This window comes from Amphritea sp. (assembly GCF_050300915.1).
Lineage (GTDB): Bacteria > Pseudomonadota > Gammaproteobacteria > Pseudomonadales > Balneatricaceae > Amphritea.
Map to the genome: position 1 here is coordinate 1 of NZ_JBNKYN010000038.1, position 13,200 is coordinate 13,200.

16 protein-coding genes are annotated in these 13,200 nt (G+C 52.0%); 7 read left to right on the plus strand and 9 right to left on the minus strand.

Translation table 11 applies throughout. The features are described 5' to 3' along the window. Positions 1-594 (plus strand): DsbA family protein (locus ACQY8X_RS11445; protein ID WP_428035276.1); only part of this gene is annotated, 594 nt, incomplete at its 5' end. 63 nt (positions 595-657) lie between these two features. Here ACQY8X_RS11445 and ACQY8X_RS11450 read toward each other — a convergent pair. Then, on the minus strand, positions 658-1,065 hold the full coding sequence (locus tag ACQY8X_RS11450) for a cold-shock protein (RefSeq protein WP_428035277.1): 408 nt from the start codon (positions 1,063-1,065) through the stop codon (positions 658-660). Between the two features lie 200 nt (positions 1,066-1,265). Here ACQY8X_RS11450 and ACQY8X_RS11455 point away from each other — a divergent pair, with 200 nt between their 5' ends. Then, complete coding sequence (locus ACQY8X_RS11455; RefSeq protein WP_428035278.1) at positions 1,266-1,475, plus strand: SlyX family protein; 210 nt, start codon at positions 1,266-1,268, stop codon at positions 1,473-1,475. A gap of 13 nt (positions 1,476-1,488) precedes the next feature. On the opposite strand, the gene ACQY8X_RS11460 is transcribed toward ACQY8X_RS11455, so the two are convergent. From ACQY8X_RS11460 to mpl, 5 genes are all read right to left on the minus strand, one after another. Continuing rightward, positions 1,489-2,301, minus strand: a complete 813-nt coding sequence (locus tag ACQY8X_RS11460) for a class I SAM-dependent methyltransferase (protein ID WP_428035279.1) — start codon at positions 2,299-2,301, stop codon at positions 1,489-1,491. Positions 2,302-2,331: 30 nt separating this feature from the next. Continuing rightward, positions 2,332-3,135 carry an undecaprenyl-diphosphate phosphatase gene (locus ACQY8X_RS11465; protein WP_428035280.1) on the minus strand — a complete coding sequence of 268 codons (804 nt, stop codon included), beginning with the start codon at positions 3,133-3,135 and terminating at the stop codon, positions 2,332-2,334. Positions 3,136-3,258: 123 nt separating this feature from the next. Next, positions 3,259-3,960: a tRNA (adenosine(37)-N6)-threonylcarbamoyltransferase complex dimerization subunit type 1 TsaB gene (gene tsaB, locus ACQY8X_RS11470; protein ID WP_428035281.1), complete on the minus strand. Its 702-nt coding sequence runs from the start codon at positions 3,958-3,960 to the stop codon at positions 3,259-3,261. Between the two features lie 115 nt (positions 3,961-4,075). Beyond that, positions 4,076-4,702: a flavin prenyltransferase UbiX gene (locus ACQY8X_RS11475; protein WP_428035282.1), complete on the minus strand. Its 627-nt coding sequence runs from the start codon at positions 4,700-4,702 to the stop codon at positions 4,076-4,078. A 2-nt stretch (positions 4,703-4,704) separates the two neighbouring features. Next, positions 4,705-6,090: a UDP-N-acetylmuramate:L-alanyl-gamma-D-glutamyl-meso-diaminopimelate ligase gene (gene mpl / locus ACQY8X_RS11480; protein ID WP_428035283.1), complete on the minus strand. Its 1,386-nt coding sequence runs from the start codon at positions 6,088-6,090 to the stop codon at positions 4,705-4,707. Between the two features lie 275 nt (positions 6,091-6,365). Here mpl and ACQY8X_RS11485 point away from each other — a divergent pair, with 275 nt between their 5' ends. Together ACQY8X_RS11485 and ppa are read left to right on the plus strand one after the other, a co-directional pair. Beyond that, a complete protein-coding gene (locus tag ACQY8X_RS11485; protein ID WP_428035284.1) occupies positions 6,366-7,337 on the plus strand; it encodes a class 1 fructose-bisphosphatase in 972 nt (323 codons plus the stop codon). Between the two features lie 112 nt (positions 7,338-7,449). Then, positions 7,450-7,983 (plus strand): inorganic diphosphatase, encoded by a 534-nt coding sequence (ppa, locus tag ACQY8X_RS11490; protein ID WP_091359908.1) that lies wholly within the window; start codon positions 7,450-7,452, stop codon positions 7,981-7,983. A gap of 73 nt (positions 7,984-8,056) precedes the next feature. On the opposite strand, the gene ACQY8X_RS11495 is transcribed toward ppa, so the two are convergent. Then, a complete protein-coding gene (locus ACQY8X_RS11495) occupies positions 8,057-8,968 on the minus strand; it encodes a DUF808 domain-containing protein (protein ID WP_428035285.1) in 912 nt (303 codons plus the stop codon). 164 nt (positions 8,969-9,132) lie between these two features. Here ACQY8X_RS11495 and ACQY8X_RS11500 point away from each other — a divergent pair, with 164 nt between their 5' ends. Further along, the gene (locus ACQY8X_RS11500; RefSeq protein ID WP_428035286.1) at positions 9,133-9,465 is read left to right on the plus strand and encodes a DUF2956 family protein; all 333 of its coding nucleotides are present in this window, start codon (positions 9,133-9,135) and stop codon (positions 9,463-9,465) included. A gap of 45 nt (positions 9,466-9,510) precedes the next feature. Here the strand turns inward: ACQY8X_RS11500 and ACQY8X_RS11505 are convergent, their stop codons facing one another. After that, a complete protein-coding gene (locus ACQY8X_RS11505) occupies positions 9,511-10,113 on the minus strand; it encodes a nitroreductase family protein (protein ID WP_428035287.1) in 603 nt (200 codons plus the stop codon). Between the two features lie 153 nt (positions 10,114-10,266). Then, complete coding sequence (locus tag ACQY8X_RS11510; protein WP_428035288.1) at positions 10,267-11,184, minus strand: LysR family transcriptional regulator; 918 nt, start codon at positions 11,182-11,184, stop codon at positions 10,267-10,269. A 140-nt stretch (positions 11,185-11,324) separates the two neighbouring features. Between ACQY8X_RS11510 and ACQY8X_RS11515 the strand changes: the two genes are divergently transcribed. Both ACQY8X_RS11515 and ACQY8X_RS11520 read left to right on the plus strand, forming a co-directional pair. Next, positions 11,325-12,254 (plus strand): DMT family transporter, encoded by a 930-nt coding sequence (locus tag ACQY8X_RS11515; protein WP_428035289.1) that lies wholly within the window; start codon positions 11,325-11,327, stop codon positions 12,252-12,254. A 99-nt stretch (positions 12,255-12,353) separates the two neighbouring features. Continuing rightward, the gene (locus tag ACQY8X_RS11520; RefSeq protein ID WP_428035290.1) at positions 12,354-13,199 is read left to right on the plus strand and encodes an AAA family ATPase; all 846 of its coding nucleotides are present in this window, start codon (positions 12,354-12,356) and stop codon (positions 13,197-13,199) included. The last annotated feature ends 1 nt before the right edge of the window (position 13,200 follow it).

Consider the following 13,200-nt stretch of genomic DNA (forward strand, 5'->3'; position numbering starts at 1 on the left):
GATCCGATGTGTAGCTGGTGCTATGCATTTCAGCCACATCTGCGGGATATGGTCAGCCAGTTACGACCGGGAATCAGGATCTATTGCTATATGGGGGGGCTGGCCCCGGACAGTGATAAGCCGATGCCAAAAGAGATGCAACAGGCCATATCACAAACATGGCGAGATATTGAACAACGCACCGGCACTCAGTTTAACCAGCAGTTCTGGGAGAAATGCCAGCCGCGCAGATCGACCTACCCTGCCTGCCGGGCGGTTATCAGTGCTGAGCAGATCACCACCGGTAGCGGCATGTTAATGGTCGAAGCGATACAACGCGCCTATTACCGGGAAGCACGCAACCCATCAGACCTGTCAGTGCTAAGCGAACTGGCGGAAGAGATCGGCTTAAATCGCAAGCGTTTTATCAACCAGATTAATAGTGACAAAACAGACAAAGTTCTGTTTGAAGATCTTACCTTCTGCCAGCAGAAAGGGATTCAGGGGTTCCCATTTCTTGGCCTGGAGACACAACAAGGGCTGGAGGTTATCAGTGCAGGATATTGTGATCGGGATGAACTACTGCAACGCTGCGCAACACTGGGACTGATCTGATCGACACTGTCGAGAGATAAAAAAACGGGAGCCAGGGCTCCCGTTTTTCAATGAAAGACCAGCTCAGGTTCGAGCAACAGAAACATCTTCTGCCTGCAAACCTTTATCACTCTCTTTCACCGTAAATCGCACACTTTGTCCTTCGGTCAGTGAACGATGACCCCGGCCACGGATATTACGAAAATGAACAAACACATCATCACCATTCTCGCGGGTAATAAAGCCAAAGCCCTTTGACACATTAAACCACTTTACCGTACCTAACTCGCGATCATCATTTTCATCGGTTTCCTCTTCACTGCCGGAACCCAGGCCCGCAATAACACAGCTAACCAGCACAACCGCAAACACAACGCCAATATCAAAAAAAGGCAACCCGCCTTCACCTGGCAATGACCCCTGAAGAAAAAGGATAACTGCAGTGGCAAGTGCGCTGACAACTACACTACGTATAAGTTGATTAACACTCATATAGATCTCTTATAATTAATTAAAGTTATTAAATAGAAACAGGATTCATAGGAAAAAGAATCCAGACCACTCTATATACCCACTTTTGTGCTTTTTTTCAATCGCTTAGCTACCCAAACGCTGATCCAGGCCGTGAATAGGGTATAATTGCGACTAATTAACGGCCTAACTCTCAATCATTGCGGGAAACGAAATTTTATATGAATCAGCAACAGTTACTCGAAGAACTCGAATCACGGGTCGCTTTTCAGGAAGACGCTCTGGATAAAATGAGCGAAGAGATGGCCAAGCAGGGTGCTGAAATCGCACGGCTCACCCAGATCATTAAGATTCTTCATCAGCAGGTTAAACAGATCGCCCCTGACCAGATCAGCGCCCCGGAAGATGACGCTCCACCTCCCCATTACTGATCAGCCTGCGGGGTCAGGCCAGGCTTTTCAGCGTGTAGATATCGTAACGACTTGATTTACCATTAAGCTGATAGCTGGGCGCCTGCCCTTCAATCGCCGGCGCTTTGCGGGGCCGCTTGACCACCACACGGTATTCAGCCAGCTGCAGGGCGGCCTCAAGCAAAGCCGCGGAGTCCTGATCATCCCCTACCACATCACGAAACACGCGCATCTCTTTTTTCACCAGCGCTGACTTATCCGTATGCGGAAACATCGGATCAACATAGATCACCTGGGGTTTTTCGAGCAACGCTAGCTGCGCTGCCAGCCAGTTGATACTGTCAGCATTAACCAGCGTCATCCGCCCAGCAATATCGGCCACTTCCGGATCACACTGCGCCAGTTGCAAGCCACTTTCCAACAACGCATGAATAATCGGCGAGCGCTCTACCATCCGCACTTCACAGCCTAGAGTCGCCAGCACAAAACTATCGCGGCCAAGGCCGGCAGTGACATCAACTACCTGAGGGCGAAGCGAACCTTTTATCCCCACCGCTTTGGCAATCATCTGCCCTTTACCGCCACCGAATTTACGCCGGTGCGCGACGGCACCTGAAACAAAATCCGCCAGCACTGGCCCCGGCGCTTTACGACCAGTCTGTTGCAAACGCCGACTCCCAGACTCACAGATCAGCAGCTGAGCGTACTGTTCGTCTCGCAGGTCATACTCTTCCAGCAACGGCAGACCTAAACGAACCGACAGCTGCAACGCATCCTGTCTGCCCGCCTCATCGGCAAAACAGACAGCAATCTCAGTGGCAATAGCAAGGGTTGGTTGCTGTATCAAGATAGTTCCTTCGCGGCTGCACTAATCTAATCAGACAATAAAGTACACGCCGAGCAGAACAAATCCCAACAGCATGCGATAGATAACAAACGGCAACATCCCAACTTTATCCAGCCATTTCAGAAACAGATGGATACACGCATAGGCACTGATCGCGGCCAGCACAGTACCACTCACCACCATCGTCCACTGATCAGGGGTACCGGTCTTCATCAGCTCCAGCCCCTTCAGCAACCCGGCCCCCAGAATCACCGGGATAGACAGCAGGAATGAGAAGCGCGCTGCCGACTGGCGATTCAGACCCAACATCAGGCCTGCAGTGATGGTGATACCGGAACGGGAGGTGCCCGGTATCAGGGCAACCGCCTGCGCCAGACCGATGATGATGACATCTTTCAGGGTGATTTTTTCCAGTGGCCGTACTTCAGTACGACTGAAGTCAGCCCACCACAGCAACGCACCAAATACCAGAGTTGCCCCGGCGATCACCAGAATACTGCGGCCATACTGATCCACCGCTGATTCAAAAATGAAACCTGCCACAACCGCAGGCAGCGTGGCCAGCACAACATACCAGGCCAGACGGGAATCGGTACTGCTCCCACGTCCGACCAGACTACCGGTCCAGGCGACGATCATGCGCCAGATATCCTGACGGAAATAGATCATCACGGCGGTCAGAGAACCGATATGCACACCGACATCAAAGGCCAGTCCCTGATCTACCCAGCCAAACAGCTGTGAAGGCAATATCAGATGCGCCGAACTTGATATCGGTAAAAACTCTGTCAGGCCCTGCAACAAAGCCAGAAATACTACCTCAAACCAATCCATGATAAACACGTCCCCTTACGATATTGTGAGTCTATAAATTTAATGGTTGCACGTTGCAGATTATCGATTACCGGCCTTTGTAGTCAGGCCTTTTTTATCCGAAGCTTCAATACCGGACGTTATTCACTGGTTTTTCTTTTTCTGTTCACTGATTTTCTTCCAGGAGACTTCATCACGCAGATACACCGGCTGTGCCAATTCTGCGGCCATGCCTTCTCCACGCAAGTATGCATCCAGCGCCAGTTCAGACATCACACCAGCAGCCGGATAGATATCCAGCACAGGCGTCGTAACGGCCTGCCGCACCTCAGCCGACATCTGCTCCAGATAGACCCAGCCGCGCCCCGCGGCAAACCAGTTATCCCCATCGGGCAAGACAATATTCTCCGGCGCGCTGACCGTTTCATTCCCCAGAGCAACCGGTAAACCATCACGCATCTGATAAGCGCAGCTATAGAGTTCATTCATCCGCGCATCCAGAGTACTGACAATGCGATCAACGTTATGTTCCCGGGCCGCTTTAAGGGCGATGGCAGCCAGGGTGGATACCGGCAGCACCGGCAGGTCGGCAGCAAATGCCAACCCCTGGGCCGTACCGGTAGCGATGCGGATACCCGCAAATGACCCGGGCCCCCGACCAAACGCAATCGCATCCAGCTGGGAGACTTTCAACCCGGCAGTTTTCAACATCTGGTCCACCATGGGTAACAACTGACGGGTATGCTGACGGGGAATTATGCGGAAATCTTCCTGCACAACACCATCAAGCGACAGCGCCACAGAACAGGCATCCGTTGATGTATCCAGGGTAAGAATGTTAGCCATCTGTAGTATCCGGTCTCTCTGAAAAAGCAGGTTCAGCGTCAGGCCGTTAAAATAAGCCTTCGAGCTGAACCGTTGAGTTGAGCTGTTGAAAAGTGCTGCATTTTAAGCGCTATGCTCAGGAAAGGCTATCCTCTCCCCAGCGCGGCAGCAGGTGTTGCTCGATCTGCAGCTGATTGAGAATCCGCGCCACCACAAAATCGATCATATCCTCGACACGCTGGGGACGGTTATAAAAGCCGGGGCTGGCAGGAATTACCACGCATCCCATGCGGGTAAGCTTCAACATATGTTCCAGGTGGATCTCAGAATATGGGGCTTCACGGGGTACCAGAATCAACTGACGCCGCTCTTTCAAAGCAACATCTGCGGCCCGTTCAATCAGGTTATTACTGGCACCCGTCGCAATGGCCGACAGTGCTCCGGTGGAACAGGGGCACACCACCATCTTACTCGGCGCACCGGAACCGGAGGCCACCGGGGCCATCCACTGTTCCCGGCCAAACACCCTGATCTGACCGGCGGTAGCGGAAAAACGCTGTGTCAGCCAGACCTCCTGCTCTTTAGCAGAACCCGGCAGTGCTTCATCGGTTTCCGTTGCAATCACCACCTGGGCAGCCTTAGAGATCATCACCAGCACCTGACAGTGGGCCGCCACCAGACATTCCAGCAGCCGCAAGCCATACTGCGCACCCGAGGCTCCGGTTATTGCCAGGGTAATTCTCTCTTTATAGGAATCTGTCACTTTCAACTCCACTTCTGTTGCAACGCATTCACCAGACGGGTATGGATACCCTCAAAACCACCATTACTCATAATCACAATATGGCTTCCCGGTTGAGTATCAGCAACCAGTTCGGCAATCACCTCTGCGGTATCACGGGCCAGTTGTGCTGGATTTTCACAACTATCAACCACATCCTGCAGCGACCATTCAAGTCCCGCCGGTTGATACCAGTATACTTTATCCGCCAGCCCTGCTGACTGTGCCAGGTTTTGCCGGTGCATCCCCATCCGCATGGTATTGGAACGGGGTTCAATCACCGCGATAACCGGCGCTTCACCCACCTGTGCCCGAATGCCCTGCAGGGTGGTTTCGATCGCGGTCGGATGATGGGCAAAATCATCGTACACCCGAATCCCGCCGACCTCACCCACCAGCTCCATGCGCCGTTTAACACCACCGAAGTTACACAGCCCCTCTATAGCATGGGCGGTTTGCACACCCACATGCCGTGCCGCCACCAGTGCCATCAAGCCGTTATTCACCGAGTGCAGACCGGTCATATTCCAGCGCACAACGCCCACCTCTTCACCCCGATGCAACACAGCAAACTCAGAACCGTCGGCTTTTATCAACCGTGCCTGCCACTCGGCATCAGCGTTCAGCTGCGTATTATCGTCCACAGAGGTTTTTACCACCGGTGTCCAGCAGCCCTGTTCAATCACCTGGTCCAGCGCGTCGACTCCGGCCGGCATAATCACCTGACCATTCGCGGGTACGATTCTGACCACATGATGGAACTGCCGCTGAATCGCAGCCAGATCATCAAAAATATCACCATGATCAAATTCGAGATTATTCAGAATCAGTGTACGGGGGTGGTAGTGGACAAACTTCGAGCGTTTATCAAAAAAGGCGGTGTCGTACTCATCCGCTTCGATAACGAAAAAGGGACTCTCGCCCACCCGGGCCGAACGGTCAAAGTTTTTCGGCACCCCACCGATCAGAAACCCCGGCGCCATCTCTGCATACTCAAGCAACCAGGCCAGCATGGTTGCGGTGGTGGTTTTACCATGGGTACCCGCCACCGCCAGCACCCACTTCTCCCGCAGCAGATTATCCGACAACCACTGCGGGCCAGAGGTATAAGGTAAACCCCGCTCCAGCATATACTCTACGCAGGGGTTGCCCCGACTCATCGCGTTGCCGACGATAATCATATCCGGTGCAGGATCCAGCTGCGCCGGATCATAGCCCTCAATCAGACTGATCCCCTGCTGCTCCAACTGTGTACTCATCGGCGGATAAACATTCGCATCAGAGCCACTGACGCTATGCCCCAGCTCTTTCGCCAGTACTGCCAGACTGCCCATAAAAGTGCCACAGATTCCCAATATATGAACGTGCACGGATAAGTTCTCCAGATCAGCTTGTTTATCCTGAAAATATGCCGCTATGATAACAGTTAAGCCGTCTGCGTTATGCCCTTTTTCACGCTTCGCTGCCGTCACAAAAAAGTTAATATCGGCAGGAATAAAATCCCCAGCCGCTACAGGACCCCAATCAATCGCTGTTATTACCGTTTTTTTAGGCTAATTGCCCGTATAACGGTGTAATTCACCGCCGAATCAGCGTAAAATTGTGCGAATTTTTTAACTCCTAAACCCACAGGTTTTTTGGCCACATGCGACTGCTGAACCAGTACCTCAAGCACCACGATACCCCCGATGATCTTATTGACCTGATTGACAGCCTGATGCTGTCCTGTAAAGAGATCGCCATTAAACTGCGCGAAGGCGCGCTGGCGGGCGTGCTGGGCACCTCTGAAGGCATTAACGTTCAGGGAGAAACCCAGAAGAAACTGGATATTATCTCCAACGATATTCTTAAAGCGGTCCTGCTGGATAACCCTACCGTTGCCGGTCTGGCTTCCGAAGAGGAAGATCACCCGGTTGGCGGTAATCCTGACGGTAAATATCTGGTCACCTTCGACCCGCTGGATGGCTCATCTAACATCGATGTTAACGTCTCAGTCGGTACTATCTTTTCGATTCTGCTAAAACCGGAAGGCATGGATGGTGGTGACGAAGCAGCCTTTATGCAGAGCGGCCGCAACCAGGTTGCTTCAGGCTATGTGCTGTACGGCCCTTGCGCGGTATTAGTGATCACCACCGGCGACGGCGTACATATGTTTACCCTCAGCCACGGTGGTGACTTCATTCTCACCGAAGAGAATGTCAAAATTCCTGAACAGACTCAGGAGTTTGGTATCAATATGTCTAACCAGCGTTTCTGGGAACCAGAGATGCAAGCCTATGTTTCTGACCTGCTACAGGGCGAAGAAGGGCCTCTGGGCAAGCGCTACAACATGCGCTGGGTCGCATCTATGGTCGCTGAAGTACACCGCATTCTCACCCGCGGCGGTATCTTTCTTTATCCATGGGATAAACGCGATCCAAGCAAGCCGGGAAAACTGCGCCTGATGTATGAAGGCAATCCGATGAGTTTCCTCATCGAGCAGGCTGGCGGTCTGAGCACCACCTGCTACGGCAATATTATGGACGTGAAACCAGAAAAGATTCATCAGCGGGTTTCCGTGGGTCTGGGTTCTAAAGCAGAAGTAGAAACCATGATGAAGTATCACGCTAAGGACTAACTGAATCTTCAGTTTATGATCTTTAAGTCGTATTCAATTATTCACTAAGGGCCGTATATAATGCGGCCTTTGGATTTCTAACAGATTTCACACTTAAACAGGAAGGCGACACATGAGCTTTGAAAAAGTCCCTGCTGGCAATGATCTGCCAAACGACATCAATGTAATCATCGAGATTCCAGCGGACAGCGATCCGGTTAAATATGAGATCGACAAAGATTCAGGAGCAATCTTCGTTGACCGTTTCATGGCCGCGCCTATGTTCTACCCTGCGAACTACGGTTATATCAACAACACCCTGGCTGACGACGGCGATGCGCTGGACGTACTGGTGGTAACACCTTACCCAGTTGTACCGGGTTCGGTTATCCGCTGCCGTCCGGTTGGCGTACTCAACATGACCGACGAAGCGGGTGAAGATGCCAAGCTGGTTGCTGTGCCCCACGACAAGCTGAGCAAAGCCTACAAAAACGTCAATGACGTGACTGATCTGCCTGAGCTGCTGCTGGCCCGCATCAAACACTTCTTCGAGAACTACAAAGGTCTGGAAGAGGGTAAGTGGGTTAAAGTGGAAGGCTGGGAAGGCGCTGAAGCCGCTAAAGCCGCTATCGTTGAAGCTCAGAAAGCTTACGAAGCCGCTAAGTAAACCGCCGCGAGGCAATATAAAAAGGCCGCTGCATAACCCAGCGGCCTTTTTTATAGTTATTTCCCCCTGGGGTTTAGCTGAACAACTTCTTTCCCGTTGTCACTATCAGCAGCATTACGGCTCCGGCAATCAGCCCCACCACCGCATCCAGCAATACCGGCACCAGCCAGTGCAGAACAGCATTCATATCAACGATCAGACTTTCCACGAAGTGATGCAGAAACGGTAAACCATGCACCAGGATACCGCCACCCACCAGAAACATAGCAACGGTTCCGACCACCGATAAAACTTTCATTAGCTTTGGCGCTGCCAGAACAATCCCCCGGCCAAGCTTACGGGTGAACGCCGCCGCATCGGGTTTACGCACCATATAGAGACCCAGATCGTCCAGTTTGACGATTCCCGCCACCAGTCCATAGACCCCTCCCGTTACCAGCAATGCAATACCAATCATCACTCCTGCTTGCACCATCAGTGATTCAGCCGCCACCGTCCCCAGCGTCAGAACAATAATCTCGGCAGACAAAATAAAGTCGGTGCGGATCGCCCCTTTAATCTTCTGCTTTTCAAACTCAACGATATTCACTTCACTGCTGACCACCGCAGAGGCCAGTTCAGCATGGTGCTGCTGGTCCGCATCCCCGGAATGAATAAATTTATGCGCGACTTTCTCAAACCCTTCAAAACAGAGATACAGGCCACCCAGCATCAGCAACGGGATGATCAGCCAGGGGATGAAATAACTGATCGCCATCGCACCCGGTACCAGAATCATCTTGTTCACCAGAGACCCTTTGGCCACCGCCCAGACCACCGGCAACTCTCGATCCGCCCGCACCCCTGATACCTGCTCAGCGTTCAGTGCCAGATCATCCCCCAATACCCCAGCGGTTTTGCCCGCAGCCACTTTGGTCATGCTGGCTACGTCGTCCAGTAAGGTGGCAATATCATCAATTAACGCAAGAAGGCTTGAGCCTGCCATTTTTCAGTCCTTTTTTTAGTCCTTTAAATTAACAAATTGCAGTGCAGAGCATACTCAATTATCAACAGGATTGTCCTGCCATCAGGAAAAAATATCGCAGATCAGACCCAACCACTCCCCTATCCATGTGATAATAAAACCGATATTCAGGGGTGACTATAGCGATGAGACATAAAGTATCTAAAGAGGTGGTAACCGAAGCGATGCAGGTCGCCAAAGCCACTCAGCGACCAGGACAGACCAAAGAGCAGACCAAACTGATCGCTCAGGGCATCCAGAAAGGGATTGAGGAGTATAAAAAGCGCCATAAGGAAAAATCCCGGGAGCTGGACAAACAGAAGCGAAAACTGCAGCAAGCGCAAAAACAGGATGCCCAGCATACAACGACTGAAGCTGTAACAGAGACAGTCGTTGTACAGAGTCGGTTGAGCTGGGGGTTATTGCTGCTAAGCTGGGCAGGTTTCGCTGTCTACGCGGCTTTATATAATCCTTTTTAAACTGGCTTTACTACTCAGAACAAAAGGCTGACAACAGGCATCACGTCAGTAACTGTTTTCCAATAGCACCGCCTCTAAAGGCAACTGCCCGGCCCTTGGGTTAGCCGGTCTGTCCGCCTTGCCCAGGGTGATGATCATACTGATCAGATGGCCCGCAGGCAGATTAATAATCCTGGCAACCTGCTCGCTGTCGAAGCCAATCATCGGGCAAGTATCATACCCCAGTGCTTTGGCGGCCAGCATCAGTGTCTGCGCCGCCATACCACTGGAGCGCAACGCTTCATCCCGTTGCAGCTGGTCTTTACCCTCGTAGAAGGCTTGCAGCATTGGCAGCATCACTGCCTGAACCTCGGCACTGGTATTGGCCCAGTAACGCTGCGGATTATCACGCCAGGCCTGGGTATCTGCACAGAGAATTATCAGTTCTGCCGCTTCGGTTATCTGGGTCTGTCCCCAGGCCGCCGCCTGAATTCGGCTACGCTGCTGTGGGTCGGTTACCCTGACAAATCGCCAGTGTTGAATATTGTAGGAGGTGGGTGACAGCAGCACCGCTTGCATAATGCGCTCAAAGTCGGCCTCGCTGACCGTTTCGTTGCTGGAGTAATGCTTAATCGCGCGGCGCGCTTCAATGGCTGTAAAAAGGTCCATAATAAATCCTTCACTGTTGATCGGTTGAATGGGGCTGAACAGATCACCAAAGGCTCTGCCAGACCATGACCAACAGGTTAAATTGTTTATTATTGACCGATAATCCCCTTTTTTATCAAAATAATGTTGAGTAAAAACGAACAGTAGGCAGAGCTATATCTCGATCCCCTGCTCCCAATAGGGGGTTTCACTGCCAAAGTATTCAATAGCAAAATCCAGAAAGGCGCGAACCTTGGCAGGCATATACTGACGTTCAATCAGCACCGCATTAATAGCCAGCTCCGGCATCTTATACTCGGGAAACAGCACCTTCAGTCTCCCCGTTCGTATATCAGGCCCCGCTACAAAAGTGGGTAAGCGCGCGATTCCCAGCCCCTGGCGCACCGCCTCCAGCAGCGCTTCACTGTTATTCACCTGATAATTGCCGGATACAACGACGGAATGACGCTGATTACCCTGAGTGAAACTCCACTCTTTCACATCATTTGAGTAGCTGAATGAGAGACAGTTATGCTGCAACAGGTCATCCAGCTGTTGCGGATAACCATGACGCTCAAGATAGTCTGGAGAAGCACAGAGCACGCTGTTCAGAGTCGCCAGCCTGCGGGCCACCAGCGTCGAATCTGGTAGCGCTCCGCCACGGATCGCAAGATCAAAGCCACCACTGACCAGATCGAGCCGTTTATCGTCCATCACCAAGTCGATGCGGATCCTGGGATATTTTTTCAGAAATTTGGGGATCATCGGGGCCATATGCAGACGACCAAACGACATCGGGGTGTTGATACGCAGCCGCCCCTGAGGTTCACCCTGCAACTGAGCCACCGCATCCTCGGCATCCCGGGCTGCCAGGTTGGCCTTCAAAGCATGCTCGAAATAGTGCTCCCCCGCTTCAGTCAGACTCAGCTTGCGGGTCGTCCGGTGCAACAACTTAACGCCGAGCTGCTGCTCTAACTGCGATATCCGCTTACTCACCGCGGATTTAGAGATGCCCAGAAAGCGGGCCGCCGGCGAAAAGCCACCGTACTGCACCACGGCAACAAACACCGGAATTGCACCCATCGTATCCATACAACCCTCACTGTTAACTTTAACTCAACAGTCATTCTCCAAAAACAGGGATTATCAGTCAATTGAAAACGGGTTAATCTGCACTCCATCGCTCCAAAGCACTAATAAAAAGTACTAATAAAAAGCATTAAGAGAACACTATGAACAACCAGCCCCCACAATATTCACGCGCACTGATTCATCTGCTGATGCTACTGATGGTGGCGCTTGTTGCCAGCTCCTTTCCTGTTGGCGCGCTGATCACCGAAGGGCTGCCACCTGAAGTGATGATGCTGATTCGTTTTGTGTTAGCCGCGCTGCTGTTTGCCCCCTATGTGTTCATTAAAAATGGCTGGCATCTTCCCGAAGCCTGTCGACTGCTGGGTTATGCCATCCTGAGCATCCCTCTGGTGGTTTTTTTCTGGTGTATGTTTGAGGCGTTGCGCTATACCAGCGCCCTGAATACCGGCGCAATCTACACCACCGTGCCTGCCATTACGGCGTTCTATGTGTTCTTTATCAACCGGGAAACAACGGGAAAACGCCGGGCCAGCGGACTGCTGCTGGGCACCCTGGGCGCCCTGTGGATTGTGTTCCGTGGCGATCTTAACAGCCTGTTACAGCTGGATATTAATCGCGGCGATCTGCTGTTTCTGCTCGGCTGTCTGTTTATGGGCACCTACAATCCACTGATCAAAAAGTTCTATGCCGGTGAGCCGATGGAGGTGATGACCTTCTGGGTGATCAGTTTCGGTGCCATCTGGCTGTTACTGTTGTCTATGCCAAACCTGGGACAGATTGCATGGACTGAAGTCGACATCAACGTCTATCTGGGGGTGCTCTATCTCGCCGTCTTCACCACCCTGGTCAGCTTCTTTTTACTGCAGTTAGGCACCATCACACTGGGGGCAACCCAAGTAGCCGCTTACGGTTTTCTGACGCCAATATTTGTCGTGATTCTCAACCTGTTATTCGGCTCTGCCGTGTTCCAGTGGCAGCTGTTACCCGGCATTGTGTTGGTGCTGATCGCCATGCTACTGGTGCAACGTGATGGCGGTTATCCACAGCAAGTCAGAGTGGCAGACAGATAATCAGATTGTCCTAAATAGTTAAGCGGTGCACATATCCCGATACCACTTTTCTGCTAATATGATCATCTTTGGTAACAGTTTCCACAGAGGTTAACTCAGATGAAGTTTGAAGGTACCGAGCGCTATGTCGCGACTGATGATCTGCGGATGGCGGTCAACGCTGCCGCAACACTGCAACGCCCCCTGCTGATCAAAGGTGAACCGGGTACCGGCAAAACCATGCTCGCCGATGAGGTGGCACTGGCGTTTGGTAAAAAGCTGCTGCGCTGGCATATCAAATCGACCACTAAAGCCCAGCAGGGGCTTTACGAGTACGATGCGGTTTCCCGGCTGCGGGATTCCCAGTTGGGTGATGACCGGGTGCACGATATTAACAACTACATCCGTAAAGGGATGTTGTGGAAAGCGTTCGATGCCGATGAGCAGGTGGTGCTGCTGATCGATGAGATCGATAAAGCGGATATTGAGTTTCCCAATGACCTGCTGGTCGAGCTGGATAAGATGGAGTTCAGCGTTTACGAGACCGGCGAAACGGTGGTCGCTAAACATCGCCCGATTATTATTATCACCAGCAACAACGAGAAAGAGCTGCCCGATGCCTTTCTGCGCCGCTGCTTCTTCCACTATATCAACTTCCCCGATGCCGAGACCATGAAGCAGATCGTCGATGTTCACTTTCCGAACATTCAGAAAGACCTGGTCAACGAAGCGCTGGAGATCTTCTTCCAGGTGCGTGAGATCAACGGCCTGAAAAAGAAGCCATCAACCTCAGAACTGATCGACTGGCTGAAGCTGCTGCTGGCGGACAACATCCCCGTTGATCTGCTGCAAAACCGTAATCCCGGCGAAGCGATTCCACCGCTGTATGGTGCCCTGCTGAAAAATGAGCAGGATGTGCATATGCTGCAACGACTGGCATTTATGGCCCGCCGCGAAAGCCGCTAAA